Genomic DNA, 26365 nt, shown 5'->3' with positions numbered 1-26365 from the left:
CCCCGGTGGAGAGCCTCGGCTCTCCACCGGGGCGGCGGTCGTCCGGGCCCCGCTGCGGAGGTGGTGGGCCGCGCGGTTCCTCCCGACCGACGCGGACGTGGCGTACTCGATGTACTTTCCTGTCGGTGGCAAGCCCAAGGCACGTCCCGATGGAGGTACCGACATGACGGCCGTGCACTACGCCAGCTACACCGAGGCCCGCTCGCATCTCAAGGCGCTCCTGGACGCGGCGGAGAGGGGGCGTGTCGCCACGATACGCCGTGGGTCGGCGAGCCTCGCCCTTGTGGACGTCGGAAGATTGCGCCATCTCCTCGCGACGGTCGCTCCGTCGCGTGCGCAGGTGGTCCCCGAGGCCGAAGGGTGGTCCGTCTTCATTCCGGGCCTGCCCGTCGCCGCGGACGGAGCCTCGTTCGGGGAGGCCCTCACCGAAATGGTCGCCGCTCTGCGGGAGTACGCGGAGGACTGGCAGGACCACCTGCTGGACGCTCCCGACCACCGCGAGAACTGGGGGCTGGTCCAGTTGATCAGCCTGAGCGACGACGACCAACTGCGTGACTGGCTGGTGGGGAAGACGCGGTGACCCGGCCACGACCGGCACGGGGTGGTGTGTCGGGGGAGTGGGAATACCGAAAACCGGGAATGGCGTTACCACCGCTGGTAGCATCACCGAGGTGAAGGCCGATTTCATGGATACGGAAGCTGAACGCAGCATAGTGCGGGCGTACGAGCGGCTGTCCGCAAGAGTTTCGGGTTCACTGGGCTCGGGCAAGTCATATACGCTCGCCACGGCGCTCGTCCGCGCAGCCGAGCTATCCGCAGCTGCTTCCGAGCAGGGAGACGAAGCCTCTACCGAGCCTCGCGATGAGGAGCGTCCCGCCGCACGTGCCCGCAAGGTCAGTGTCTCCATGCCGGAGGACCTCACCGCCGCCGTGCAGGAGCGCGTGGGGCGCGGCGAGTTCAGCCGCTACGTCACCGAGGCCGTCGCGCGCCGCCTCGAACTCGACCTGCTCGCCGACCTGGCCGCCCTGCTCGAAGCCGAGCACGGACCGGTCTCCGAGGCGGCCCTAGCGGAGGCGGACGCGGCGTGGCCGGACGGCGACTGACCCCCGGCGGCGCCCTGGTCCTCGACAGTGAAGGGCTCGCCAAGCTCGCTGCGGGCGACGACCGCGCCCGCGCCCACCTGACCAGCGCCCTGCGCCGTGGCGCCCGGGTCGTCGTCAGTGCCGTGACCCTGACCGAGGTCCTGCGGGGCGGACCCCGCGACGCCGCCGTCCACCGCGTGCTCGCGCGGATCACCGTGGTGCCGGTCGACGCCGCCATCGCGCGTCGGGCGGGCGAACTCCTCGGCGCCACTGGGCTGACCGGGCACCGGTACGCGGTCGACGCCGTCGTCGCGGCCACCGCGCTCGCCCAGGCCCGCCCCTGCCTGGTGCTGACCAGCGACCCGGACGACCTGCACCGGCTCGTCGAGGAGCCGGAGCGGCCGAAGGCCGAGCGCTTGGTCGTCGTGCACGTCTGACTGGTTGCCGTGGGCGGCCGTGGTCGGCCATGTGGCGGCGGAATCCGTTGTGACATGGCCTGATATGGGAGGATGCGACCCACCCCCGACCACGTTCGCGGAACCCGTCGCGCCTCCGTCGCGTCGTATCCGCAGTTCCGCGATCAGCAAGGAGTCGATACCTATGTCCTTCGCGCAGACGGTGCGCGGGGCCGCCGATGCGATCGCCCAGGGCGGCGATCCACGGGATGCGGTCTCCAACGCGTTCGGCGAGGCGGCGGAGGGGGTCGGCCTGGATCCGGGCGACTTCCTGGCGGCCCGTGACCAGGGCGCCTCGGTGGGAACCCGCATCGAGCAGCAGACCACCTCCCTGAACAACGCCGGCGAGGCCCTGAACAGCAGCTCGTTCGACCGCGGCGCCGGCGGCAGCGTGCACGTCATCTGCCCGATGGTGATCCCCCGCGGCCGCACCTTCACCGCCATGCTCCCGGTGATCGTCCTCGCGATCGTCGGCGTCGTCGGCCAGTTCCTCACCTTCCCGGTCACCCTCGCCACCGGCATCCTGCTCAACCCGTTCTTCGGCCTCCACTACTGGATCGTGCTGATCGCGTTCGGCGCCTTCATGTGGTGGCGGCAGGGCATGGTGATGGTGCCCGACGGCTGCGCCGCGCTGATCACCAAGTTCGGCAAGCTGGAGCAGATCGTCGGCCCGGGCCGGGTCACCCTGTTCAACCCGTGGAAGCGGGTCTCCTACATCGTCAACACGCAGCGCGAGTACCCGTTCAACGCGCCCATCCGCGAGGCGCCGACCAAGAGCGGCGTGAAGGCGTCCATCGACCTGTTCGTGCAGTTCAAGATCGAGGACCCCGAGCAGTTCATCTTCGTCCTCGGCGCCGTCCAGGGCTTCCAGGAGAAGCTGAACAACGCGATCAGCGAGACCACGCGCAGCCTCATCTACGACCAGCAGGCGTCGGACATCTACGACATGGTGGGCGAGAACACCGCGCGGCTGCTGGAGCAGCTCAACCAGCAGTTCCTCCCGGCGGTGCGGCTGACCAACGCCAACATCACGCACGCCGAGCCGTCGAGCCAGGAGTACCGCATGGACCTGGCGGCGCCCGAGATGGTGCGCGTCGCCAAGGAGGCGTACACCTACGAGTACGAGCTCCAGCTCCGCAAGGAGCAGAACGAGGGCGACCTGAACAAGGAGCTCGCCTCCCTCAACGAGACCCTGTCGGCGATCCAGGCCGACATCGCCCAGTACCAGGCGCAGATGGACACCGCCCTGGAGCGCGAGACCAACCGGGCGCGGGCGCTGGCCCGGCAGCGGTTCGTCGAGGCCGAGAGCACCGCCAACGCCAACGCGGCGCTGCTGGAGGCCCAGGCCCTCGACATCCGCGCGGTGAGCGCGGCCGAGTCCCCGGAGATCCTCGACTACCGCTTCCAGCAGGACGTGCTGGACAAGCTGGAGTCGGTGGCCGACAGCCTGCCGCAGGTGCTGCACATCGGCGACGGCGACGCCGCGAGCGTCGACTTCCTGCGCATCGCGCAGGGCATCATCGGCGAGGCCGACAACACCCTGTTCTCCGACGAGGACATGGGCGAGATCCGCGGCCGCCTGCACGCGATCTCCGCCCGCATCGCCGAGCGCGAGGCCGAGATCCGGGAGCTGCTCGACACCGACGACGCGACGGTCGAGGCCCCCCGGCCCGGCGCGGGCGACGACGTCCCCGGCGCCGACCGGGTCGAGGAGATCCGCCAGTCCGTCGCCGACGAGGCCATCGAGGACCGCATCGCCGCCGCGCCCCCGGCGCCCGGCGCCCCGGCCGCCGGCGGCCCCGGCGAGCCGACGGACCCGACCGACCCGTACCAGGGAGGCCACCGATGAGCGCACCGGAACGGGGCCGCGGCGCCTCCAGCATCAAGGAGTCGCTCGCCTCCTGGAACGACATCGCCCGGCTGCTGCGCGGCGGCGACCAGGGCGTGCTCGTCCCCGTCGTGATCCCGCGCGACAGCCGCGGGCTGAAGTGGACCGGGCTCGTCTGGTTCGCGGTGTACGCGCTGGCCACCTCGCTCGTGCTCGGCCTGGTCGGCGACGCCGCCCTCCTCGGGTGGGCGATGCTCCCGGTCCTGCTGCTCTCCCTGGTCGCCCTCTTCGGCGGCCTGCTGTGGTGGTGGCGCTCCTCGATCGTGGAGATCGAGCAGGGCACCGTGGGCGTGCTGACCAAGTACGGCGCGGTCGTCGGCCAGCTCGACCCGGGCCGGCACTACCTGTGGCACCCGTGGTCGCGGGTCGACTTCGTGGTCGACATCTCCACCGAGATCCCCTACACCGCGCCGGTCCTGGCCTGCCCCACGCACGAGAACGTCCCGCTGAAGTCGATCGAGTTCTTCCTGAAGTTCCGCATCATCGACGCCGTCGCGTTCGTCCGCACCATCGGGGCGAGCAACTTCGACCTGGTGCTGTCCAACGCGGTGCAGGACGCCATCCGGCAGCGCAGCCGCCGGGTCCGCACCGAGAGCGCCTACGACCTGCGCGGCTCCGACGTGGCCGACATGCAGGACCTGCTCAACCGGCAGCTCAGCCGGTACGGCGTGCGGATCATGGGGTGCAACATCCCCGACGTCCAGCTGCCCAACCAGTACCAGCAGCACCTGGCCACCCGCGAGCGGGTCGCCAAGGAGCTGGTCGCCTACGAACAGGAGTGGGAGCTCACCCGCAAGCGGCGCATCGACACCCTGCTCATGGACATCGAGCGGTCCAAGAAGACCCGCGACGCCAAGATCGTCGAGGTCAACGCGGCGCTGAACAAGGCCCGCAAGGACGTCGCCCAGATGCTGGAGGAGCAGGAGACCGAGGCGCAGCGGGTCCGCTACGAGATCGAGACCCGCGGCCGCTCCGACCTGGTCGCCGCGCAGAACGAGGCGAAGGCGCAGCAGCGCCTCGCCACGTCCTACCGCGACAACCGGGCCGTGCTCCGCTACGAGCTGGCGCGCCGCCGGCTCGACGTGGGCGCCACGCTCGCCGAGCGCGCCCCGCAGCCGGTCGTGGTGCGCACCGACGGCGGCGGCGACTCCTCCGCGCTGTCGACGCTGCTGCTCGCCCAGCTCCTGCCCGGCCTGGGCAACGGGCGCGGCGGGGCGCAGCTGCCCGCCCGCGCGGAGCGGGCGGTCGAGGCCGCGGCCGGCGCCTTCCAGGAGGCGCAGGGCGCGGTCGCCTCGGCGGCCGGCCACCAGCAGCAGATGGCCGAGCGGTTCGCCCAGGAGCAGCAGGAGGCCCTGCGCGAGCAGGCGCCGAAGGGCGGGGGGCGCGGCCGGCGCCGCCGCTGACCCCGGCCGGGCCGTGCGCCCGCTCCGGTCCCCACGGGCCGTCCGCGCTCCGGCGCGGGCGGCCCGCCGCCGTTCCCGGGCCCGCGCGCGCACCCGCCGTCAGGCGGCGGGCCCCCGTGCGCGGCGCCCGGACCCGCCGACGCGCGGGGCCGCCGACGGGAACCCCGCCGGCGGCCCCGGAACGCGGAGGCGGACGCGCCGGATCAGTACTCGCTCCAGGAGTACCAGGGGCCGGAGATGTGCTCGAAGACCACGCCGCCCTGCCCCTCCAGGAACTCGTCGGTGGGCAGCGGGTCGGGGCTGTAGGCCAGCCCGGAGCCGTCGAGCAGGCCCGCCCCCCGCACCGTGTAGCGGGTGATCCCCTCGCTGACCGTGACGGACTCCAGCGGGTACAGGCCGGCCCACGTGCCGTCGAGCGGCACCGTGCCGAAGCTGTCGGCGGTGGCGCGGACGCCGAGCAGGGCGTCGGCGGAGGTGTCGACGCGCGTCTGCAGCGGGATGTCGGCGACCGACAACCCGATGGCGAGCAGCGCGATGATCGGCGCCGACACCCAGCGCAGCCAGTAGTAGCGGATCATCGGGCGGGCGATCGACAGCGCGATGCCGAGGCGCAGCGCCCCCATGGCGGCGAGGACGGCGCCGCCGCCCACCCCCAGGAGCAGGCTCGGCAGGTGGCCGCCGGGGACGCTGTCCTCGTACAGCAGGACGAGGCCGATCACCGTGCACGCCGGCAGGTAGAGGCGCCCCGGGGGCCGCGACGCCCAGGAGATCAGCCGCTGGCCGAACGTCGGGCGGTGCGCGATCGCGATGAGCTGCGCGACCGAATCGGACTCGGCGGCGGACATGCCGGCTTCTCCCCACTTCTCTGCGGTGCGGCGCCGGCGGGCAGCTCGGCGCGCACCAGGTTCGCGAAGGCCGGCGGAAGCGCGGCCCGCCCCTCAGGATAGGGGAGCCGCGGCGCCGCCTCAGGCCGTCCGGGCGTACCGCGCGGGGTTTCCGGTCCGTTTCGGTCACAGGTGGCGGGGGTCGGAGCCGCCGCCGGTCCGGCGGCGGGACCGGGCGACCCGCCGGGGCCGACCCGGCCCCGCGGCGGCCGCCCCGGCGCGCGGGTCGGCGGCGCCCGCCCCGCGGCGGCGCCGGGCGCCGGGCCGCCGCGCGGCGCCTCGCCGCCCGGCCGCCGCCGGTCCGGCCCGCGCACCGCCGCGCGGCGGCGGCCGGAAACCGCGATCCGGACGTCCGCATCCCGGCGCCGACGCCCGACCGGGGCCGCCCCCGGGCGGCCGACGCCCTAAGCTGGGGACGTGCCCGTCTCCTCCACCGTCCCCCTGCCGGGGTACACGATCGAACGCGAGCTGTCCGCGGGCGGCGCCGCCCTGGTCGCGGGCGTCGACGAGGTCGGCCGGGGCGCCTGGGCCGGACCCGTCGTCGTCTGCGCCGCCGTCACCGACGGCTCCCCGCCGCCCGAGGGCCTCACCGACTCCAAGCGGCTCACCCCCGCCCGGCGGACCGCCATGGAGGCCCTGCTCCGCCCCTGGGTGCGCGACCACGCCTTCGGCCGCGCCGAGCCGGCCGAGATCGACGAGGCCGGCATGACCGAGGCGCTGCGCCGCGCCGCCGACCGAGCGCTCGCCGGCCTGCGGCTCCGCCCCGACGCCGTCATCCTCGACGGCCGCCACGACTACCTCGGCCCGCCCTGGCGGGTGCGCACCCAGGTCAAGGCCGACCTCACCTGCGTTTCGGTCGCCGCCGCGTCCGTTCTGGCCAAGGTGCACCGCGACACCTACATGGCCGGGCTCGACCCCGACCACCCCGGCTACGGGTTCGCCACGGCCGTCGGCTACCCGTCGCCGGTGCACCGCGCCGCGCTCGCCGAGCACGGCCCCACCCCGCACCACCGCATGAGCTGGGCCTACTGGGACGACCTGCCGAAATGGCGGCACCTGCGCCGGCCCCGGCCCGGCACCGCCGAGCAGCCGACGCTGCTGTGACCCCCGCTCCGGCGGCGACACGCCGGATCGGGGCCCACCGGGCGCTTCTGCGCGGCGGTGGTCGGCGGCAGTATGGGAGCCACCGCGCCCCGACCCGCGCGGTGGCGGGTACAACAGGAACGGCGGGCGACCGCGCCGCGCCGCCGGCGGATCCGTCAGACACGGGACGACAGGAGGGGCGGGAATGCCGCGCGACGACCGGTCCCGGACCACGGACAGACCCGAGGGCCCCTCGGCCCTCGCGCGGCTGCGCACCGCCTACCGCGCCACCCCGCCGCGCACCCGGCTGATCGGCGGGGCCGCCGCGGTCACCGTCGCCGCCGCGGGCGCCTGGATCGCCGGGGTGCCGGTGCTCACCGCCATCGCGGTGACCGTCGCCGTGCTCGCCCTCGGCGCGGCGCTCATGCGCGGCTCCGACGCCGTCGCCACCACCCTCGTCGCCATCGGCTGGACCGTCCTGGCGTACCTGCTGTTCCACATCCCGCTGGAGACCGCCGACGCCTCGGTGCTGCTGCTCCTGCCGCTGCTGCCCCTGCTGGTGTCGCTGGCCGCCACCCGCATCACCGAGTTCCCGGTCTGGCACACCACGCTGCTCGCCCTGCTCTGCGGCCTCATCCTCGGCCTGGGCGTGGCCCTGGCGGGCATGCTGGTCGGATCGGCGCCGTCGGCCCTCGGCCTGCTCTGCGCGGCGGCCGGCGCCGCGGCGGCCCTGGCCTGGCGGTTCGCGGCCGCCTACCGGCTGCGGCGCAGCCTCCAGGAGATCGGCGCGCCCCCGCCCGACCGGCGCGGCCGCCCGCGCACCGAGCCCGCGGCGCGCCAGCGCGCCGCCGACGGCCGCACCCCCGCGGCGCCCGAGGGCGGCGGCGACGCGGTGCCGCCGGTGCCGGTCGACGAGGCGCTGGCCGAACTGGAGGCCATGATCGGCCTCGACCCGGTCAAGCAGCAGGTCCGCGCGATCGCCGCGTCCATCGAGGCCGCCCGGCTGCGCGCCGACGCCGGGTACGCGGTCGACAAGCCGCTGCGCCACCTGGTGTTCTCGGGCCCGCCCGGCACCGGAAAGACGTCGGTGGCGCGCACCCTGGCGACCATCTTCCACTCCTTCGGGCTGCTGCCCACCCCGCACGTGGTCGAGGCGCAGCGGGCCGACCTGGTGGGGGAGTACCTCGGCGCCACGGCCATCAAGACCAACGAGCTGGTCGACCGCGCGCTGGGCGGCGTGCTGTTCATCGACGAGGCGTACTCGCTGGTCAACGACGGCGACGGCCAGCCCGACCGGTTCGGCAACGAGGCCGTGCAGACCCTGCTCAAGCGGGCCGAGGACGACCGCGACCGGGTCGTGGTCATCCTGGCCGGCTACGACGCCGAGATGGACCGGTTCCTCGCGTCCAACCCCGGCCTGGCGTCCCGGTTCGCCACCCGGGTCACGTTCCCCAGCTACTCCGCCGGCGAACTCCAGGCCATCGCCGAGTCGCTGTTCGCGCAGCGGGGCGACCTGGTCGACGCCGCCGCGCGCCCGGCGCTGCGCCGCCGCTTCGAGCAGACCGTGCAGCGGGGCGTCATCGACGACCTCGGCAACGGGCGCTTCGTCCGCTCCCTGGTCGAGAAGGCCGCCGAGGCCCGCGACGTCCGCGTCGTCACCACCGGGGGCGCCGACCGCCCGCCGACCGCCGAGGACCTGGTCACGGTGCGCGAGTGCGACGTCGCCGGCGCCTACGACGCCCTGACCGCCCGGCTGCCCGGGTTCGGCGAGACCCCCGACATCGCCGAGGCGCTGGCCGAACTGGACGCCCTGATCGGCCTCGAACCCGTGAAGCGGCAGGTGCGGTCGATCGTCGCCCAGCTCCAGGCCGCCAAGCTCCGCGAGGAGCAGGGGCTGCGCAACCAGCCGCCGATGCGGCACTTCGTGTTCTCCGGCCCGCCCGGCACCGGCAAGACGTCGGTCGCGCGCATCCTCGGCCGGGTGTTCGCCGCCCTGGGGCTGCTCACCCGGGCCGAGGTGGTCGAGGCGCAGCGCTCCGATCTGGTGGGCGAGCACCTGGGCGCCACCGCCATCAAGACCGGCAAGCTGGTCGACCGGGCCCTGGGCGGGGTGCTGTTCGTCGACGAGGCCTACGCCCTGGCCAACCCCGGCTACAGCGGGGGCGACGCGTTCGGCGCCGAGGCCATCCAGACCCTGCTCAAGCGCGCCGAGGACGACCGGTCGCGGCTGGTCGTGGTGCTCGCCGGCTACCCCGCCGAGATGGACCGGTTCCTGGCCAGCAACGCGGGCCTGTCGTCGCGGTTCAACATCCGGGTCCGGTTCCCCAGCTACTCGCCCGCGGAGCTGACCGAGATCGCCGAGGTCCTCGCGGCCCGCACCGGCGACGCCTTCGACCCCACCGCCCGCGACGACCTCACCCGCATCTTCGGCTACGTGTGCGACGCCGGGTGGATCGACGAGCTCGGCAACGGCCGGTTCGCGCGCTCGCTGTTCGAGAAGTCCTGCTCCTACCGCGACCTGCGCGTCACCGAGGAGCTGGGCGACGCCGCCACGGCCGCCGAGCTGACCGTGGTCACCAGCGAGGACGTGCGCGCCGCCTACGCCGAGGTCACCCAGCGCTGAGGCGGCGCCCGGCGGCCCGGGGAACGGGCGCGGACCGGCGGGCGAAAAGCCCGCGAACCGCCCCGATCCCGGCACGCCCGCCCTGCTAGGGTCCGCTGCATGAGTGGAACCACCGCGCCCATCAGCCAGGCCGTGATCCTGGCCGGCGGCCAGGCGACCCGCCTGCGCCCCTACACCGACACCCGCCCCAAGGCCATGGTCGAGGTCGCCGGCCGGCCCATCGTCGACTACCAGCTCGAATGGCTCGCCGCGCACGGGGTCGAGCACGTGGTGGTCTCCTGCGGGTACAAGGCGGAGGTGCTGCGCGAGCACCTCGGGTCCCGCACCGAGGGCCCCGAGACCACCCTGCTGGTCGAGGACGAGCCCCTGGGCCGGGGCGGTGCGCTGCGCTACGCGGCGACGGGCCTGCGCGTCTCCGACCAGCCCTACTTCGCCCTCAACGGCGACATCCTCACCTGGTTCCCCCTGGACGAGTTCACCGCCTACCACCGCGCCAAGGGCGGCCTCGTCACGCTGGCCCTCGCCCGCTACCAGACCACCTGGGGCATCGTCGACGTCACCGACGACGGCGCCATCGAGGGCTTCACGCAGAGCCCGGTGCTCCCGTTCTGGATCAACGCCGGCGTCTACGTCTTCGAGCGGGCGGCCACCCCGATGCTGCCGGTCAAGGGCGACCACGAGTCGAGCACCTTCCCCGACCTCGCGGCCCAGGGCCGGCTCTTCGGCTACCGCATCGACGGCTTCTGGCGCGGGGTCGACACCGCCAAGGACGTCAAGGAGGCGGGCGAGCAGATCCCCGCGGTCCGCGGCGGCGCCCCCGCCCGCTGACCGCCCCGTACGGCGGGGGCGGCCCGGGGGCGGGCCGCCGCCCCCCGGGTATCGTCGCGGACGTGATGAACGACGACCCCCTCCTGTCCGGCGCCCCCAACTTCCGCGACCTCGGCGGGTACGCCACCGCCGGCGGGGAGCGGGTGCGGCGCGGCCTCCTCTACCGCGCCGACGCGCTCGCCCGCCTCGACGGCGCCGACGTCGCCGCGCTGCGCGGCCTCGGTCTGCGCCACATCATCGACCTGCGGACCGTGTTCGAGCGCGAGCACGGCCCCGACACCGTGCCCGAGGGCGTCGAGTACACCGTCCTCGACGTCCAGGGCCGGCACTCCACCGGCGCCGACCTCGCCGCGATCCTGTCCGACCCCGAGCGCGCGGCCGAACTGCTCGCCGACAACGGGGCCGAGCGCTTCATGCACGCGGTCAACCGGGCCCTGGTCTCCGGCGACGACGCCCGCGAGGCGTACCGCGAGCTGGTCCAGCAGGCGGCCGAGGGCCCCACCGCGATGGTGTTCCACTGCAGCGCGGGCAAGGACCGCACCGGCTGGGGCGCCGCCCTGCTGCTGGAGCTGCTGGGCGTGCCGCGCGAGACCGTCGTCGAGGACTACCTCGCCAGCAACGGGCGGCTCCGGCAGACGCGCGCCTGGATGGCCGGCAACGTGCGGGCGAACGGCATCGACCCCGAGCTGGTCACCCCCATGATCGACGTGCGCCGCGCCTACCTGGAGTCCGCCTACGCCGAGGTCGAGGAGGTGTACGGGTCCTTCGAGGGCTACGTCGCCGACGGCCTCAAGCTCCGCCCCGAGACCGTCGCCGCGCTGCGCGGGCGCATGCTGGAGTAGCCGCCCGCCCGGCCCGCGGTCAGAGGGCGTCGAGCCGCGCCGTCAGGTCGTCGCCGTCCTCGGCCGCGCCCGCCACCCGCATCAGCGTGCGCAGCACCTCGGGCCGGGTGTGCCCGCGGTCGAGCAGGCGCTCGGCGGCCGGCCACAGCGCCGCCGGCTCGCCGTTCCACAGCCGCTCGGCCAGGCGCTCGTGCGCGGCGAGCTGCTCCTCGGCGTCGGGGCCGTCCGCGCGGGCGGCCGGGGCCGGCCCGCCGCCGGCGGAGTGCTTGCCGCGGTGGGTCACCGGCGCGTCGTACTCGCCGAAGTGGTCGAGCCGCAGCAGCGCGCGCCGGCCCTCGCGGGTGGCCGGGTCGAACTCGGCGGCCGACTCCTCCAGCAGGTCGCTGGTGAGCAGCGGGAACGCGAACATCCGGCGGGGCAGCGCCGACAGGTCGCCGTCGGGCAGCAGCCGCCGGACCACCTCCTGGCGCAGCCCGAAGGAGGCCGCCAGGTCGAGGTAGGAGGTGCTGAACGCCGACGTGGCCTCCCACAGCGCGTCGAGCGTGGCGCCCACCGCGACCTCCGGCAGGCCGTGCCGCGGCCCCGCCCAGCGCACCCACGCCGCCAGCACGTGCGGCATCGCCTCCTGCTCCTCGGGCAGCAGCACCACCCGGCGCGGCAGCCACGTCAGCAGGAACGCCTCGACCTTGCGCGGGCTGACCCGCAGCGGGCGCCCGCCGTCGACGTCGCACCCGTAGCCGATGATGTGGTCCACGCACCGGCTCGCCGCGAAGGAGTCCGAAAGGCCGGCCGCCGCCTCCGAGGCCAGGAACCTGGCCGCCAGGGTGGCCCGCCGGTCGCGCCGCCACAGCGGGCGGGTCGGCGCCCGGCCGCCCCGCTGGGCGGCGGCGCGGGGCAGCGCCCGCACCCGGGCCCGCAGCAGCGCGTGGTGCGCGGCAAAGGACGGACCGGTCAGCCCGGCGGGCGCCGGGTGGTGCGCCGCCCGCCCGTCGGCCGCCCCGGCCGTGGCCCGGTCGGTGCGCAGCAGCGCCTCCTCCAGCAGCGCGCGGGCGCGCTCAGGGCGCAGGGAGGTGAACGTGGCCATGGGGTCGCCGCCGCCGGCCTCGCCCCGGCAGTGCTCCAGCAGCCGCTCGACCTTGGTGGTGACCCAGGCGTCGCGCAGGACGCCGCCGCTGTTGTGGTCGACCACGGCGATGACCGCGTGGGTGCCGCCGGGCGCGCCGGCCGGCACGCCGTCGTAGCGGAACACGCAGATGACGTCGTCGGTGTCGGCGAACCGGTTGCCGGAGACGTAGGCGGCCACCGGGCGGGCCCGGCCCAGCGCGTCGGCCCAGGCCGGGCGGCCGACCCCGGCGGAACCGAGGCCGTCGGCCGCCTTCGCGGCGAGGTCGCGCTGGCGCTGCGACGTGCCCAGGACCGCGATCCCGGCGAGCAGGGCCAGCCCGGCGGCGCTGCCCGAGGCGGCCGCGCGGTCGATCAGGCCGTCACCGAGGCGGCGCTCGACGTCGATGCCCGGCATCCGCCGGCCCCACCAGGACCCCAGCATCTCGCTGACCCCCAGCTCGGCGTCGAGCGGGTCGCGCGTGGCCAGCAGCGCGCGGGCGGCGCGGAGCATCTCGGTGAAGACGGCGTCCGGAAGGGAGGCGGGATCCGGGCGCCGGGAGAGGGGAGGTTCCGACACCCGACAGAGCCTATGGCACCCGCCCCCGGTGCAGGGAGGTATGCGGGTGGCGGGTGGGCGCCCCCGGCGGAGCGCCCCGGCCGTCGCGGTCCCGGGGCGCGCTCCCCGGCGGCTCGCGGGCCGGTGGGCGGCCCCCGATGGGCGGAGCCGCGCGGCGGTGCGCGGCGCGGACGCGGTGGCGGGCTCGGAGTGACCCGGTCGGCACGACTAGAGCGGGCGCCCGTACCCCGCGGGGCCCGGCGCGGAGGTCGGCGCGGAGGTCGGCGCGGATTTCACCATGGCGCGCAGGTGCTCGCGGGCGACCCCTTCGACCAGCCCCGGGGTGACCCGGATGCCGAGGTGCTCGGCGCATTTGAACGTGTCGTGGACGCACCGCTGGATGCAGCGGTGCGACAAATCGCTGAACTCGTCGTGCAGTCGGGTGGCGATCTGCTGGAGATCGCCGACGTAGGTCTGGAGCATTTGGCGCTCACGCCCCTCGTGGCCGGCTGTGGTCCGGACGGTGACCACCATCCATTTCACCCGCCCGCAGCGGGGTGTCAACCCCCGCACGGCGGCCCCTTACCCAGGCTTTGCGGACCGGTGGAACGGTCGCGGGGCGCCGCCGCCCGGGGTGACCGGGGCGTTCGCCCGGCCGCCGCCGCGCGCCCGCCGCGCGGCGGCGGGACCGCGCGGCGTCCCGGTCCGCCGAATGTCACCGGCGCGACCGCGGCGGTTTCGGACACGGCCCTGAGCAGGGACAAGCGCCGGAACTCCGCTGTTTCGGCGGATCGGTCGGAGGAAATGCGGGAAAAGGGCGGCCGAAAACAACGGGATCGCGCGGCCCGGGGGAGGGAAGACGTAGTATTTACCTTCCGCTATGGCCGCTGACTTTCCGCCGCGACGCGTTCGGCGTGACCGAACGGTTGTGGCCTATGCTGATGCGGTGGCGGCGGTCGACCCCGTCGCCGCACCGGTCCTCCGCCGGCACCGATCGCGTCCGGCGGACGCATCGCGGGCACGAGGGAGACGAGTGGTGCGAACGCCGACGGTGGCCCGGGGACGTGGACGACCCCGTTCCCGATCCCACCCGGCCCATGTTGGTTAGGCTTCTGGCGCTCGCCGCGGCGAGCCCCCTCGATCGGGGGAAAGGACCCCGGAGGTGTCATTGTTGAGCACCGAGACGTCCGTCCCGCTCCCTCGCATGTCCGGACTCGGCCCCGTGGACTCCGCGCTGCTGGAGGCGCTGCTGCGGGAGGCCCCCATCGGGTTCGCGTTCTTCGACTCCGCGGCGCGGCTGCGGCGGGTCAACCCGGCCCTGGCCGCGCTGCTCGGCCGCTCCGCCGAGGACTGCCGCGGCCGGGTCCCGGCCGACCTGCTGGACGCCGCCAACGCCGCGGCCTACGACACCGCCATCGCCGCCGTCCTCGCGGGCGAGCCCGCGGTGCGCGGCGACCACGTCCTCGGCGGCGACCGGCCGGCGTGGGCGACCACCTGGTTCGCCGCGCGCGACGACGACGGCACCGACGGGGCGGCGCTCATCGCGGTCGACCCCGGCGACGGACACAACGCGGAGGTGGCGTTGCGGCGCAGTGAAGAGCGCTACCGGTCCCTGCTGGCGGCCACCAACCAGATCGTGTGGGCCGCCCGGGCCGACGGCGACGTCTCCGAGGACTGCCCCGAGTGGCGCGCCATCACCGGCCAGACCGCCGAGCAGTACCTCGGCCGCGGCTGGCTCGAGGCCGCCCACCCCGACGACCAGGGCCGGGTGGCCCGCGCCTGGGCCGACGCCGTCGCCGATCAGACGGCGTTCGACCAGGTGTTCCGGGTGCGCACCCAGTCCGGCGACTTCCGCCACTACCGGTCGCGGGCCGTGCCCATCATGCGCGGCGACGAACTCGTCGAGTGGGTCGGCGCCCACACCGACGTCACCACCCAGCGCGAGGCCGACGACATGCGCACCCGCCTCACCCAGCAACTGGGCGAGGCCGCGCTGCGCACCGTGCGGCTGCAGAAGGCCACCTCCGACCTCGCCGAGGCGCTCACCGTGCACGAGGTCGTCCACGCCATGGGCGAGATCGGCCAGTCCGCCGTCGGCGCCGACCGCACCACGCTCGGCGAACTCGACAGCGAGTTCCGGCTGCACCTGCTCGGCGACGCCCCGCCCGCCGGCACGCCCGGCGCCCAGCCCGCCGAGTCCGGGCTCGACTTCCCCAGCGCCATGTCCATGGCGGTGCGCGAGCGCAAGCCGTTCATCGCGGGCAGCCCGTTCGAGCTGCGGGCGCTGCTCGACGACGACCCCGCGGTCGTCACCTTCCTCAAGCACACCGACGAGCGCGCGTGGGTGGCGCTGCCGCTGCTCAGCGCCGGCCTGCCCATCGGCGCGCTGAAGTTCGCCTTCGCCGCCCCGCGCGACATCTCCGACGAGGAGAAGGTCTTCCTGGAGGCCCTGGCCGGCCAGTGCGCGCTCGCGCTGGAGCGCGCCAAGCTCTTCGAGCGCGAGCACAGCATGGCCGAGTCCCTGCAGAAGAGCCTGCTCCCCGAGGACCTGCCCGAGGTCAAGGGCATCCGCATGCGCGCCATCTACCGCTCGGGCACCCAGCACGTGCAGGTCGGCGGCGACTGGTACGACGCGTTCCCGCTGCCCGACGGCCGGGTCGCCGGGGTCCTCGGCGACGTCATGGGCAAGGGCATCAAGGCCGCCACCGGCATGAGCCGGGTGCGCAACGCGCTGCGCGCCCTGGCGTTCAGCATGCCCGAACCCGCCGACGTGCTCACCGGCCTCGACCGGATGTTCGACGCCACCGAGGGCGTCGACCAGGTCACCACGCTGGTGTACTTCGTGCTCGACCCCGAGACCGGGCAGATCGACCTCAGCAACGCCGGGCACCTGCCGCCGCTGGTCGTCCCGGACCACGCGGCCCCGTGGCTGCTGGAGACCGAGCCCGACACCCCGCTGGGCGTCCGCTCCGAGCGGGGCCACCACAAATTTTTCGTGCAACCCGGTAACACCGTGGTGCTCTACTCCGATGGACTTGTTGAGAACCGGAAGCGCGCGGTCGCGTCCGGGCTCGAGGAACTGGTCACCGTAGCGTCACAGGCGCCGCCGGAGGTGGTGGGCGATCCACAGCACATGCTCAAGTACCTTGTTGAGGGCATGCTCAAGGGGTACGAGCAGGACGACGACGTGACTCTGCTCGCCGTCCATCTTCCGGTGACCGAGGCCGCGCCGGAGACGTAGTCCGTACGAAGAAGTCCGACACTTTGCCTAAGGTGGAGGAACCATCAACCCCGCTCAGGCGGGGGGTGGGTTCGAGGACCCGACGGTGGGGTTCGATCCGCGCGGCCCGCGGGGAAAATCCTACTGGGCGGATGTGCCCAAACGCTAGAGAGGGCGCATACGCTGAAGAAAAACCGGTGTCTCCGTCCAGGCGGGGATGATCCCGGGTACGACCGGGGTGGGAGCGGTGCTCCTCCTCGTGGCTCTCTTCGGGCCGCCGGGTCCAGTAATCTCGCCACACGTCCGTTCGAGAGGTGTTTGTGTCACCTGCCAGTTCGACCCGCTCCAAGCAGCCCGAGTCGCTGCATGAGCCTGTCATCCAGCAGCTGATCGAGCGTGGGCGGTCCCAGGGGTACCTTGAGCCCGAGGACGTGCGCCGTGCCTTCGAAGAGGCCGACATCCCGATGTCGCAGGCCCAGGCCGTGCTCCGCAGCCTGACCAAGGAGGGTGTCACCCTCGTCGTCGGCGCCGAGGAGTCCGCACCCGCGCGGCGCAAGTCCGCGCGGCGCAAGTCGGCGGCCCCCAAGGCCGCCCCGGCCCGGGTCAAGCGCGCCGCCGCGGCGCAGGAGCAGCCCGACACCGTCACGGCGGTCGTCGACTCCTCCCGCTCCACGGCCCCGGCGTCCGCCGCGAAGAAGCGGGCCGCCGCGCCCGCGCGCGGCGACGACACCGCCGCCGAACCCGCCCGGAAACCGGCCCGCAAGACCGCCGCCAAGCCCGCCCCGGCCCGCAAGAAGGCCGGCAAGGCCACCGACAAGACCGCCAAGGACGAGGTCGTCCTGGAGGCCGTGGAGGACACCGACGACCTCGACCTGGTCGAGGCGCCCGACGACCTGGAGGACCCGGGCGTCGAGCTGGAGCTGGTCGAGGACCCCGACGACAAGGCCTCGCTGCCCGAGGGCCCGGTGGCCGGTTCGGGCGTCAAGCCCGAGGTCGTCGGCATCCCCGAGAAGGCGGCCGCCAACACCTCCGAGGACGAGGCGTTCGTCCTCTACGACGATGACGACGACGCCCCCGCCGCGCAGGTGGTGGCCGCCGGCGCCACCGCCGACCCGGTCAAGGACTACCTGAAGCAGATCGGCAACGTCGCGCTGCTCAACGCCGAGCAGGAGGTCGAGCTCGCCAAGCGGATCGAGGCCGGCCTGTTCGCCGAGGAGAAGCTCGCCGAGGAGGGCGACGCCCTCACCGCCGAGTTCCGCGACGAGCTCACCTGGATCGCCGAGGACGGCGGGCGCGCCAAGAAGCACCTGCTGGAGGCGAACCTGCGGCTCGTGGTGTCGCTGGCCAAGCGCTACACCGGTCGCGGCATGCTCTTCCTGGACCTGATCCAGGAGGGCAACCTCGGTCTGATCCGCGCGGTCGAGAAGTTCGACTACACCAAGGGCTTCAAGTTCTCCACCTACGCCACCTGGTGGATCCGGCAGGCCATCACCCGCGCCATGGCCGACCAGGCGCGCACCATCCGCATCCCGGTGCACATGGTCGAGGTCATCAACAAGCTCGCCCGCGTGCAGCGGCAGATGCTCCAGGACCTCGGCCGCGAGCCCACCCCGGAGGAGCTGGCCCGCGAACTCGACATGACCCCCGAGAAGGTCGTCGAGGTGCAGAAGTACGGCCGCGAGCCGATCTCCCTGCACACCCCGCTGGGCGAGGACGGCGACAGCGAGTTCGGCGACCTCATCGAGGACTCCGAGGCCATCCAGCCGGGCGAGGCCGTGAGCTTCACCCTGCTCCAGGAGCAGCTGCACTCGGTCCTCGACACCCTGTCGGAGCGCGAGGCCGGCGTGGTCTCGATGCGGTTCGGGCTCACCGACGGCCAGCCCAAGACCCTCGACGAGATCGGCAAGGTGTACGGGGTCACCCGCGAACGCATCCGCCAGATAGAGAGCAAGACGATGTCGAAACTCCGGCATCCGTCGCGCTCCCAGGTGCTCCGCGACTACCTGGACTGACCGCGGCCGCATGCCGCCGCGGCGTCTGACGCCGCTTCCGGGCCGGTCCCCGCACTGTGTGCGGGACCGGCCCGGAGCGTGTCCGCGAAGGGTGCCGCCACGGCGGTCCCCCGGGGTGTGGCGAGGCCCGCGGGGCGCCGAGGCGGCGGTGGGTATCCGTACTCTCTTCATCCGACACCCGCATCATGCCGCGTGCCGTGTATGGCCGAGATAAAGCGCTGATATGCGTTCGTTACCCGGTTTGGCGGCCGGTCCGCCGCGGGCCGTTCCGGGCGGGGGAGCGTTCCATGGCGCGGGTCCCCGACCGTCCGGTCAGTCGCGGGTGACCACGTCGAGGGTGTGCGGGACGCCGCGGCGCGCCGGTGCGCGCAGCTCGGCGGCGTGCCCGAGGTCGTTCAGCGCCGCCGCCAGTTCGGCGGGGGTGCGCGGGTCGGCCCCGCCGGCCAGGAGGGCGTGCGCGATCGCGCCCCGGGTGGCCTTGGCCATGTGGCTGACGACCGTGCGCCGCACGGTGCCGTCGACCGTTGTCTCGCGCAGCACCCGAACGGCGACGGTGCGCCCGGCGGCGGCCCCGGCCGGGCGGAACGCCGCGGCGTAGGTCGCCGACCGGCAGTCGACCACCAGTTCGCCGTCGGCGCGCTTGGTCAGCAGGTCGGTCAGGTGGCCCCGCCAGAACGCGCCCAGCGGCCCCAGGGGCGGCAGGCGGACCCCCATGGACAGCCGGTAGGGGGGCAGCGGGTCCTCGGGGCCGACCGCGCCCCACAGCCCCGAGAACACCAGCACCGACGCGCGGGTGGCGGCCGCCGCCGGCCCGGCCAGCAGTTCGGGCAGCCGCAGGTGGTCGTAGAGGACCCCGGTGTAGAGGTCGGCGGAGCGCAGGGTGGGAGCGGTGCGCAGGGCGCGGTCGCGCTCCAGCGCGTCGCGCCGTCCCCGGGGGAGGCCGAGGACGGCCAGCGCGGCGTCCTCGGGGCCGGCGCACAGCGCCTCCAACGCGTCGAGCACGGCCTCGCGGGCGGCGGTGGTCTCGGGCAGGGAGAGCCGGCCGAGGTCCAGGGGGGCGCCGGCGCCGTCCGCGGCCTTGCCCTCCGACGGCGGCAGCAGGATGAGCATGGACCCTCTCTCGTGTTCGCGGCGACCCGTCCCGACCAGCGCTTCCGCGCCGCCCCCGATGCTAGCCGAGCCCCGCCGCGGCGGGCACCGCGTGCGGCGGTGCGGCGGCGGTGCGGCGCGCGGCCGCACGCGGGGACCGCACACACATCGGCGGCGGCCCCCCGGTTGGGGGACCGCCGCCGGACGTCCTTCTTGCTAGATGACCTAACGCTCGTCTTCGGACGACGCCGTGGCCGGGGTCGACTTGAGACGGTCCGTCTCGTCCTGGATGTCGGACGCCACCTTCCGGAGGGAGTCGTCGTGCTTCCGCATGTGGTGAGCGCAGAACAGCAGCTCGCCGCCGGAGTTCAGGACCACTCGGACGTACGCCTGCGCACCGCAACGGTCGCAACGGTCTGCAGCCGTGAGCGGCTGGGTGGGGGCAAGGGTTCCAGTCACTTCGCCTTCCTCAATGCTCGGCGTTAGTCACTCAGCACAACATCTAACCGGACGAGGAGCTTCCCAACCAGCTCCTCTGTACGCCGACAGCGGAATCAGCGCTTTTGTGACGCGGGTCTCCCGGGCGGGTGGGTTCCGGTCGCTGCCGATCGGACGAAAAGGGGGTCCGAAGGGAGTCATACCCGGTGACACGCCGGGCTACCGGCCCGGCGGGGACGCGCCGGGCGGGCCGGGGCGGAGGTGGTAGTGTCGCGCGTGGTGCGTACGATGGCTCGAACCGCACGCGCCCGCAGATGCGAGCGGCCGCCCCGCTGCGGCCGGCCGAGCCGCGCGCGGCCCGCCGGCACCCCCTCGGCGCGGCGCCGCGGGACCCCGGCCGCCCGGCGCAGGGAGGAATTCCTGTCACACCCGTGAGCCAGAGTAGCCAGCGCCGTGCCCGCCCCTGTCCGTCCCCGCGCCCCGCGCCCGCTCCGCCATGGGGCCCGCGGGCGCCCGGTACCCCGAAGCAGGAGAACCCCACGTGACCGCCCTCACCGCCGCCGTCAACGAGCCCGAGGAATACTCCGCGCGGCATCTCTCGGTCCTCGAAGGGCTGGAGGCGGTCCGCAAGCGTCCCGGCATGTACATCGGGTCGACCGACAGCCGCGGGCTCACCCACTGCATGTGGGAGATCATCGACAACTCGGTGGACGAGGCGCTGGCCGGCTTCTGCACCCGCATCGACGTCGTGCTGTACGCCGACGGCTCGGTCGAGGTCCGCGACAACGGGCGCGGCATCCCGGTCGACGTCGAGCCGAAGTCGGGGCTGTCGGGCGTCGAGCTGGTCATGACCAAGCTGCACGCCGGCGGCAAGTTCGGCACCGGCTCCTACACCGCCTCGGGCGGCCTGCACGGCGTGGGCGCGTCCGTGGTCAACGCGCTGTCGGCGCGCCTGGACGTCGAGGTCGACCGGCAGGGCCGCACGCACGCGGCCAGCTTCAAGCGCGGCATCCCCGGCCGGTTCGCCGGCGCCGGGCCCGACGCCGACTTCACCCCGCGCACCGGTCTCGACGAGGTCCGCCGGGTCGCCAAGAAGGTCACGGGCGCGCGCGTCCGGTTCTGGCCCGACCGGCAGATCTTCCTCAAGGACGCCGACATCACCCGGGCGTCGCTGCTCGACCGCGCCCGCCAGACCGCGTTCCTGATCCCCGGCCTGACGATCTCCGTGCGCGACGAGCGCCCCGAGGGCGAACCCCCCTACGAGGAGGAGTTCCGCTTCGACGGCGGCATCGGCGAGTTCTGCTCCTACCTGGCGCCCGACGCCCCGCTCAACGAGGTCCTGCGCATCCAGGGCACCGGCCACTTCACCGAGACCGTCCCGGTGCTCGACGAGCAGGGGCACATGACCCCCACCGACGTCGAGCGCCGGCTGGAGGTCGACGTCGCGCTGCGCTGGGGCTCCGGCTACGACACCACGGTGCGGTCGTTCGTGAACGTCATCGCCACCCCCAAGGGCGGCACCCACCTCGCCGGGTTCGAGCGCGCCCTGGTGCGGGTGGTCAACGACCAGCTCCGCACCACCAAGCTGCTCAAGGCCAGCGACGACCCGGTGACCAAGGAGGACGTCCTCGAAGGGCTCACCGCCGTGGTCACGGTCCGGCTGCCCGAGCCGCAGTTCGAGGGGCAGACCAAGGAGATCCTCGGCACCTCGGCGGCCTCGCGCATCGTGTCGCAGGTGGTCGGCAAGGAGCTGCGGACGTTCCTCACCTCCACCAAGCGGGCCGAGAAGCAGACGGCCCGCGGCGTCCTGGAGAAGATCGCCAACGCCGCCAAGGCGCGCCTGGCCGCCCGCCAGCAGCGCGAGACCCAGCGCCGCAAGAACGCGCTGGAGAGCTCGGCGCTGCCCGCGAAGCTGGTCGACTGCCGCAGCGAGGGGCTGGAGCGCAGCGAGCTGTTCATCGTCGAGGGCGACTCCGCCCTGGGCACCGCCAAGCTCGCCCGCGACTCCGAGTTCCAGGCGCTGCTGCCCATCCGCGGCAAGATCCTCAACGTGCAGAAGTCGTCGGTCGCCGACATGCTGAAGAACGCCGAGTGCGCGGCGATCCTCCAGGTCATCGGCGCCGGGTCGGGCCGCACGTTCGACATCGACGCCGCCCGCTACGGCCGGGTCATCCTCATGGCCGACGCCGACGTGGACGGCGCGCACATCCGCTGCCTGCTGCTCACGCTGTTCTACCGGTACATGCGCCCGATGCTGGAGGCCGGCCGGGTCTACGCCGCGGTGCCGCCGCTGCACCGCATCGAGCTGACCAACGTCCGCCGCAAGCGCGGCGCCAAGCCCGAGGACCGCTACGTCTACACGTACAGCGACGCGGAGCTGCGGCGGAAGCTGCTGGAGCTGGAGAAGAAGGGTCTGAGCTGGAAGGAGCCGGTCCAGCGGTACAAGGGCCTGGGCGAGATGGACGCCGACCAGCTGGCCGAGACCACCATGGACCCCCGCTTCCGCACGCTGCGCCGCATCCGGGTCGAACACGCCGAGGAGGCCGCGAAGGTGTTCGACCTGCTCATGGGCAACGAGGTCGCGCCGCGCCGCGAGTTCATCGCGCAGGGCGCCCAGGAGCTGGACCTCGCCCGCATCGACACCTGACGGGCGCGCCCGCCGCGGGGGTCACCCCCGCGGCGGCTCCCAGCGGCCCGTGGCCAGGAACCGCTCGATCGCGGCGGTGTAGGGCGCCGGGTCGAGCCCGCGCGCGGCCACCCAGGCGTCGTCGTAGTAGCTGTGCCGGTAGCGCTCGCCGCCGTCGCAGATGAGGGTGACCACGCTGCCCCGGCGGCCCTCCGCCAGCAACCGCGCGACGAGCTGCCACACCCCCCACAGGTTGGTGCCGGTGGAGCCGCCCGCGCAGCGCCCGGTGACGGCGTCGAGGTGGCGCATCGCGGCGATGCTGGCGGCGTCGGGCACCGGGATCATCAGGTCGATGACCGACGGCACGAAGCTGGGCTCCATGCGCGGCCGCCCGATGCCCTCGATGCGCGACGGCATGCCGGTGGCGTAGTCGGGGGCGCCGGTGACCCAGCCGGGGAAGAACGCGGAGTTCTCCGGGTCGACCACCGCCAGCCGGGTGTGGTGCCGGCGGTAGCGGATGTAGCGGCCGATGGTGGCCGAGGTGCCCCCGGTGCCGGCGCCCACCACGATCCACTCGGGCACGGGGTGGCGCTCCATGGCGAGCTGCTCGAACACCGACTCGGCGATGTTGTTGTTCCCCCGCCAGTCCGTGGCGCGCTCGGCGTAGGTGAACTGGTCCATGTAGTGGCCGCCGGTCTCGGCCGCGAGCCGCTCCGCCTCGGTGTACATCTCGGCCGGGACGTCGACGTAGTGGCAGCTCCCGCCGTAGCGCTCGATCAGCGCGATCTTCTCGGGGCTGGTGGAGCGGGGCACCACGGTGACGAAGTCCAGCCCGATCAGCCGGGCGAAGTACGCCTCGGAGACGGCGGTCGACCCCGAGCTGGCCTCCACGATGGTGGTGCCCTCGGTGATCCACCCGTTGGCCAGGGCGTAGAGGAACAGCGACCGCGCCAGCCGGTGCTTCAGGCTGCCCGTGGGGTGGACCGACTCGTCCTTGAGGTAGAGGTCGATGCCCCACTCCGGCGGCAGCGGGAACGCGTGCAGGTGGGTGTCGGCCGACCGGTTGGCGTCGGCGACGACCCTGCGCACGGCCTCGTCGGCCCAGGCGCGGGTGCGGGCGCAGGAGCGGTCGACGCCCGCGCCGGGGCGGGCGGGGTCGGGCGCGGGGGACGGGTCGCGCGGAACGGTCATGACCGGCAGCGTATACGCCGACGGGCCCGCCCCCGGTGGGGCGGGCCCGTCGCACGGCGCGGGGAGGCGCTCCGTCAGTCGAGGGAGCCGCCCGACATGGCGGCGTGCATGCGCCGGTGCGGGGCGGCCTCGTCATCGCGGCTCTGCCGTTCGAGGGAGCGGGCGAGCGCGATGTGCGCCCAGCTGTCGCAGGGGTCGAGCTCGATGATCCGGCGGAAGGTGTCCTCGGCCTTGCCGAGCTGCGCGGAGTGGAAGTAGGCGCGGCCCAGCAGTTCCAGGACCGACCGGCTCTCGGGCTGCTCGTCGGCGAGCGGCGCCAGGATGCGGGCGGCGCCTATGGGGTCGCCGAGGTCGAAGTACATGCGGCCGCGGGCGTAGGTCTCGTAGGTCGTCTCCTTCACGGGCACTCCCTTCGTCGGGCATGTCAACCGCGACCGGGGGCGCCGTATTCCCACCGCACGGCGGCGGCGGACGCCGTGCGGGGCGGTGCGGCCGGGTGCCGCACCGCCCCGCACGGGCGGCCTCAGGCGGACCCGGGCGGGGCGATACCGCTGTCGGTGCGCCCGCTGCCGACGATGGTGATGGCGCGCGGCAGCGGCTCGCCGGACCCGTCGCGGCGCTGGTCGAGGTCGGGCAGCCGCACCGGCTTGCCGTCGGCCCGGTTGGCGCGGGCCGGCGCCCGGCCGATCCAGGCGAGCTGGAGCGCGTCCTCGCCCTTGAGGAAGCGGTGGCAGCGGACGCCGCCGGTGGCCCGCCCCTTGGCGGGGTAGACCTCGAACGGGGTGACCTTGGCGGAGCCGCCCCCGGTGCCGGGCAGCGCCGACGTGGCCGCCGCGACCGTGACCACCACGGAGTCCTCGGGCAGCGGCACCGCGCCGAACCAGAGCACGCGCGCCCCCTCGGGCAGCCGCACCCCGGCCACGCCGCCGGCGGGCCGGCCCTGCGGGCGGACAGCGGAGGCCGGGAACCGCAGCAGCTGCGCCTCGGAGGTGATGAAGACGAGGTCCTCCTCGCCGGTGGACAGCTGGGCGGCGCCCACGACCCGGTCGCCGTCCTTGAGGTTGATGATCTCGAAGTCGTCCTTGTTGGGCGGGGCGTCGGAGCCCACGCGCTTGACCACGCCCTGCGCCGTGCCGACGGCGATGCCCGGGCCGTCGTTGTCGAGGGCGGCCACCGACACCACCCGCTCGTCGCCGTCCAGTTCCACGAACTCGGTGATCGGCAGCCCCGCGCTCATCGGCGGGGTGTCCTCGCTGTCGTCGGGCAGTTCGGGCAGCTCCACCACCGGCACCCGGATGACCCGGCCGAGGTCGGTGATCAGGCCGATGTCGGACCGCGAGCTGGCGGGGACGGACACCGCGACGGCGTCGTGCTGGGTGCGCAGGCCCTCGTACATGCGCGGCACCGCGGCGCCGGTGCTGCGGCCGAGCAGGCCGCTGGAGCTGAGCAGGACGTGGCAGGGGGCGTCCTGCATCTCCAGCGGGATGACGGCGTTGCGGGTGGCGCCGCCGGCCTCGCGCAGCACGGTGCGGCGCGGGGTGGCGTACTCCTTGGACACGGCGGCCAGTTCGCTGGAGACCAGCCGGCGCAGCTTGGTGTCGGACTCCAGGATGGCGGTGAGCTCGGCGACCTCCGCGGTGAGCCGGTCGCGCTCGGTCTCCAGCTCCAGGCGGTCGAACTTGGTGAGCCGCCGCAGCGGGGTGTCCAGGATGTAGCGGGCCTGGGTGTCGGACAGCTCGAACGTCGCCATCAGCCGCTCGCGCGCCTGCGCGGTGTCCTCGGACTCGCGGATGAGCGCGATGACCTGGTCGATGTTGAGCAGCGCCACCAGCAGGCCGGCGACCAGGTGCAGCCGCTCCTCGCGCTTGGTGCGGCGGAACTCGCTGCGGCGCCGCACGACGTCCAGCCGGTGGTCCACGAAGACCCGCAGCAGCTCGCGCAGGCCCAGCGTCTGCGGCTGGCCGTCGACGAGGGCCACGTTGTTGATGCCGAAGGTCTCCTCCATCGGCGTCAGGCGGTACAGCTCCTCCAGCACCGCCTCGGGGTTGAACCCGTTCTTCAGCTCGATGACCAGCCGCAGGCCCTGGGTGCGGTCGGTGAGGTCCTTCAGGTCGGAGATGCCCTGGAGCTTCTTGGCCTGGACCAGCTCCTTGATGCGGGCGATGACCTTCTCGGGGCCGACGCTGTAGGGCAGCTCGGTGACGACCAGCCCGGTGCGGCGCGGCGAGATGCGCTCGATCGCCACGGTGGCGCGGGTGCGGAAGGTCCCGCGGCCGCGGGTGTAGGCGTCGCGGATGCCGTCGAGGCCGGCGATGGTGCCGCCCGTGGGCAGGTCGGGGCCCGGGACGAACTCCATCAGGTCGTCCAGCGTGGCGTCGGGGTGCGCGATCAGGTGCCGCGCCGCCGCGATGACCTCGCCCAGGTTGTGCGGGGCCATGTTGGTGGCCATGCCGACCGCGATGCCGGACGCCCCGTTGACCAGCAGGTTGGGGAACGCCGCCGGCAGGACCTCGGGCTCGGTCTCCTGGCCGTCGTAGTTGGGCCGGAAGTTCACGACGTCCTCGTCGATGGACTCCACCAGCAGCTGCGCGGCGCGGTCGAGGCGGGCCTCGGTGTAGCGCATGGCGGCCGGGGCGTCGTCGCCGCCCAGCGAGCCGAAGTTGCCGTGCCCGTCGACCAGCGGCACCCGCATGGCGAAGGACTGGCTCATGCGCACCAGGGCGTCGTAGATGGCCGTGTCGCCGTGCGGGTGCAGCTTGCCCATCACCTCGCCCACGACGCGGGCGCACTTGACGTGCCCGCGGTCGGGCCGCAGGCCCATCTCGTTCATCTGGTACAGGATGCGCCGCTGCACCGGCTTCATCCCGTCGCGGGCGTCCGGCAGGGCGCGCTGGTAGATCACCGAGTAGGCGTACTCCAGGAAGCTGCCGCGCATCTCCTCGGAGACATCGATGTCGATGATCTTCTCGGCGAGGTCCTCGGGAGGCGGTGGGGACGTAGTACGGGCCATGGCGGTAATTCTGGCCCGACCCGGTGACCAT

20 protein-coding genes are annotated in these 26365 nt (G+C 74.0%); 12 read left to right on the top strand and 8 right to left on the bottom strand.

All coding sequences use genetic code 11. From position 1 onward, the window contains the following. The 5 genes from NT8_RS06635 to NT8_RS06615 all read left to right on the top strand — a co-directional run. The coding region (locus NT8_RS06635) for a hypothetical protein (protein ID WP_245646059.1) at positions 1-580 on the top strand (580 nt) is incomplete at its 5' end. A gap of 325 nt (positions 581-905) precedes the next feature. After that, positions 906-1103: a CopG family transcriptional regulator gene (locus tag NT8_RS06630; protein WP_217999099.1), complete on the top strand. Its 198-nt coding sequence runs from the start codon at positions 906-908 to the stop codon at positions 1101-1103. Continuing rightward, positions 1085-1519, top strand: a complete 435-nt coding sequence (locus tag NT8_RS06625) for a type II toxin-antitoxin system VapC family toxin (protein ID WP_067965328.1) — start codon at positions 1085-1087, stop codon at positions 1517-1519. Before NT8_RS06630 ends, NT8_RS06625 begins: the two co-directional genes overlap by 19 nt. Positions 1520-1682: 163 nt before the next feature. Continuing rightward, entirely contained in the window at positions 1683-3386 is a 1704-nt protein-coding gene (locus tag NT8_RS06620) for an SPFH domain-containing protein (RefSeq protein ID WP_067965326.1), read from the top strand. Continuing rightward, positions 3383-4828, top strand: coding sequence for an SPFH domain-containing protein (locus tag NT8_RS06615; protein ID WP_067965325.1), 1446 nt, complete (start codon positions 3383-3385; stop codon positions 4826-4828). Before NT8_RS06620 ends, NT8_RS06615 begins: the two co-directional genes overlap by 4 nt. A 203-nt stretch (positions 4829-5031) precedes the next feature. Here NT8_RS06615 and NT8_RS06610 read toward each other — a convergent pair whose 3' ends face one another. Next, entirely contained in the window at positions 5032-5673 is a 642-nt protein-coding gene (locus tag NT8_RS06610) for a hypothetical protein (protein ID WP_067965324.1), read from the bottom strand. 456 nt (positions 5674-6129) lie between these two features. Between NT8_RS06610 and NT8_RS06605 the strand changes: the two genes are divergently transcribed. From NT8_RS06605 to NT8_RS06590, 4 genes are all read left to right on the top strand, one after another. Further along, positions 6130-6816 carry a ribonuclease HII gene (locus tag NT8_RS06605; RefSeq protein ID WP_067965323.1) on the top strand — a complete coding sequence of 229 codons (687 nt, stop codon included), beginning with the start codon at positions 6130-6132 and terminating at the stop codon, positions 6814-6816. Between the two features lie 184 nt (positions 6817-7000). Beyond that, the gene (locus tag NT8_RS06600) at positions 7001-9418 is read left to right on the top strand and encodes an AAA family ATPase (RefSeq protein WP_067965322.1); all 2418 of its coding nucleotides are present in this window, start codon (positions 7001-7003) and stop codon (positions 9416-9418) included. Positions 9419-9517: 99 nt separating this feature from the next. Next, the gene (locus NT8_RS06595; RefSeq protein ID WP_067965321.1) at positions 9518-10246 is read left to right on the top strand and encodes a nucleotidyltransferase family protein; all 729 of its coding nucleotides are present in this window, start codon (positions 9518-9520) and stop codon (positions 10244-10246) included. A 65-nt stretch (positions 10247-10311) separates the two neighbouring features. Continuing rightward, entirely contained in the window at positions 10312-11088 is a 777-nt protein-coding gene (locus NT8_RS06590; protein WP_067965320.1) for a tyrosine-protein phosphatase, read from the top strand. A 19-nt stretch (positions 11089-11107) separates the two neighbouring features. Here the strand turns inward: NT8_RS06590 and NT8_RS06585 are convergent, their stop codons facing one another. Both NT8_RS06585 and NT8_RS06580 read right to left on the bottom strand, forming a co-directional pair. Then, positions 11108-12703, bottom strand: coding sequence for a hypothetical protein (locus NT8_RS06585; RefSeq protein ID WP_067965318.1), 1596 nt, complete (start codon positions 12701-12703; stop codon positions 11108-11110). 273 nt (positions 12704-12976) lie between these two features. Next, positions 12977-13231, bottom strand: a complete 255-nt coding sequence (locus tag NT8_RS06580; protein ID WP_067965342.1) for a hypothetical protein — start codon at positions 13229-13231, stop codon at positions 12977-12979. A 721-nt stretch (positions 13232-13952) separates the two neighbouring features. Here NT8_RS06580 and NT8_RS06575 point away from each other — a divergent pair. Both NT8_RS06575 and NT8_RS06570 read left to right on the top strand, forming a co-directional pair. Continuing rightward, positions 13953-15989, top strand: a complete 2037-nt coding sequence (locus NT8_RS06575) for a SpoIIE family protein phosphatase (RefSeq protein ID WP_169805191.1) — start codon at positions 13953-13955, stop codon at positions 15987-15989. Positions 15990-16399: 410 nt separating this feature from the next. Next, positions 16400-17980, top strand: coding sequence for an RNA polymerase sigma factor (locus tag NT8_RS06570; protein ID WP_067965315.1), 1581 nt, complete (start codon positions 16400-16402; stop codon positions 17978-17980). Positions 17981-18292: 312 nt separating this feature from the next. Here the strand turns inward: NT8_RS06570 and yaaA are convergent, their stop codons facing one another. Then, entirely contained in the window at positions 18293-19090 is a 798-nt protein-coding gene (gene yaaA, locus NT8_RS06565; protein ID WP_067965311.1) for a peroxide stress protein YaaA, read from the bottom strand. Between the two features lie 204 nt (positions 19091-19294). Further along, positions 19295-19528: a DUF7455 domain-containing protein gene (locus NT8_RS30690; RefSeq protein WP_067965309.1), complete on the bottom strand. Its 234-nt coding sequence runs from the start codon at positions 19526-19528 to the stop codon at positions 19295-19297. A gap of 520 nt (positions 19529-20048) precedes the next feature. On the opposite strand from NT8_RS30690, the gene NT8_RS06555 reads away from it, so the two are divergent. Beyond that, positions 20049-22154 carry a DNA gyrase/topoisomerase IV subunit B gene (locus NT8_RS06555; protein WP_067965307.1) on the top strand — a complete coding sequence of 702 codons (2106 nt, stop codon included), beginning with the start codon at positions 20049-20051 and terminating at the stop codon, positions 22152-22154. 21 nt (positions 22155-22175) lie between these two features. Here the strand turns inward: NT8_RS06555 and NT8_RS06550 are convergent, their stop codons facing one another. From NT8_RS06550 to NT8_RS06540, 3 genes are all read right to left on the bottom strand, one after another. Next, positions 22176-23324, bottom strand: a complete 1149-nt coding sequence (locus NT8_RS06550) for an L-cysteine desulfhydrase Cds1 (RefSeq protein ID WP_067965305.1) — start codon at positions 23322-23324, stop codon at positions 22176-22178. A gap of 74 nt (positions 23325-23398) precedes the next feature. Next, positions 23399-23725 carry a tetratricopeptide repeat protein gene (locus tag NT8_RS06545; RefSeq protein ID WP_067965340.1) on the bottom strand — a complete coding sequence of 109 codons (327 nt, stop codon included), beginning with the start codon at positions 23723-23725 and terminating at the stop codon, positions 23399-23401. A gap of 122 nt (positions 23726-23847) precedes the next feature. Then, the gene (locus NT8_RS06540) at positions 23848-26334 is read right to left on the bottom strand and encodes a DNA gyrase/topoisomerase IV subunit A (RefSeq protein ID WP_067965303.1); all 2487 of its coding nucleotides are present in this window, start codon (positions 26332-26334) and stop codon (positions 23848-23850) included. Positions 26335-26365 lie beyond the last annotated feature (31 nt).

It is taken from the genome of Nocardiopsis trehalosi NBRC 14201 (genome assembly GCF_001552555.1).
Classification (GTDB): Bacteria; Actinomycetota; Actinomycetes; order Streptosporangiales; family Streptosporangiaceae; genus Nocardiopsis_B; species Nocardiopsis_B trehalosi.
The sequence above is the reverse complement of the archived record's forward strand: the minus strand, read 5'-3'. Positions and strand labels throughout refer to the sequence as shown.

Excerpts from the sequence above, each read along its gene's own strand:
- NT8_RS06550 (WP_067965305.1), bottom strand. The coding sequence starts at position 23,324 with ATGACCGTTCCGCGCGACCCGTCCCCCGCGCCCGACCCCGCCCGCCCC.
- NT8_RS06620 (WP_067965326.1), top strand. The coding sequence starts at position 1,683 with ATGTCCTTCGCGCAGACGGTGCGCGGGGCCGCCGATGCGATCGCCCAG.
- NT8_RS06585 (WP_067965318.1), bottom strand. The coding sequence starts at position 12,703 with ATGCTCCGCGCCGCCCGCGCGCTGCTGGCCACGCGCGACCCGCTCGAC.
- NT8_RS06595 (WP_067965321.1), top strand. The coding sequence starts at position 9,518 with ATGAGTGGAACCACCGCGCCCATCAGCCAGGCCGTGATCCTGGCCGGC.
- NT8_RS06575 (WP_169805191.1), top strand. The coding sequence starts at position 13,953 with ATGTCCGGACTCGGCCCCGTGGACTCCGCGCTGCTGGAGGCGCTGCTG.
- NT8_RS06540 (WP_067965303.1), bottom strand. The coding sequence starts at position 26,334 with ATGGCCCGTACTACGTCCCCACCGCCTCCCGAGGACCTCGCCGAGAAG.
- NT8_RS06580 (WP_067965342.1), bottom strand. The coding sequence starts at position 13,231 with ATGCTCCAGACCTACGTCGGCGATCTCCAGCAGATCGCCACCCGACTG.
- NT8_RS06600 (WP_067965322.1), top strand. The coding sequence starts at position 7,001 with ATGCCGCGCGACGACCGGTCCCGGACCACGGACAGACCCGAGGGCCCC.
- NT8_RS06610 (WP_067965324.1), bottom strand. The coding sequence starts at position 5,673 with ATGTCCGCCGCCGAGTCCGATTCGGTCGCGCAGCTCATCGCGATCGCG.
- yaaA (WP_067965311.1), bottom strand. The coding sequence starts at position 19,090 with ATGCTCATCCTGCTGCCGCCGTCGGAGGGCAAGGCCGCGGACGGCGCC.
- NT8_RS06630 (WP_217999099.1), top strand. The coding sequence starts at position 906 with ATGCCGGAGGACCTCACCGCCGCCGTGCAGGAGCGCGTGGGGCGCGGC.
- NT8_RS06590 (WP_067965320.1), top strand. The coding sequence starts at position 10,312 with ATGAACGACGACCCCCTCCTGTCCGGCGCCCCCAACTTCCGCGACCTC.
- NT8_RS06615 (WP_067965325.1), top strand. The coding sequence starts at position 3,383 with ATGAGCGCACCGGAACGGGGCCGCGGCGCCTCCAGCATCAAGGAGTCG.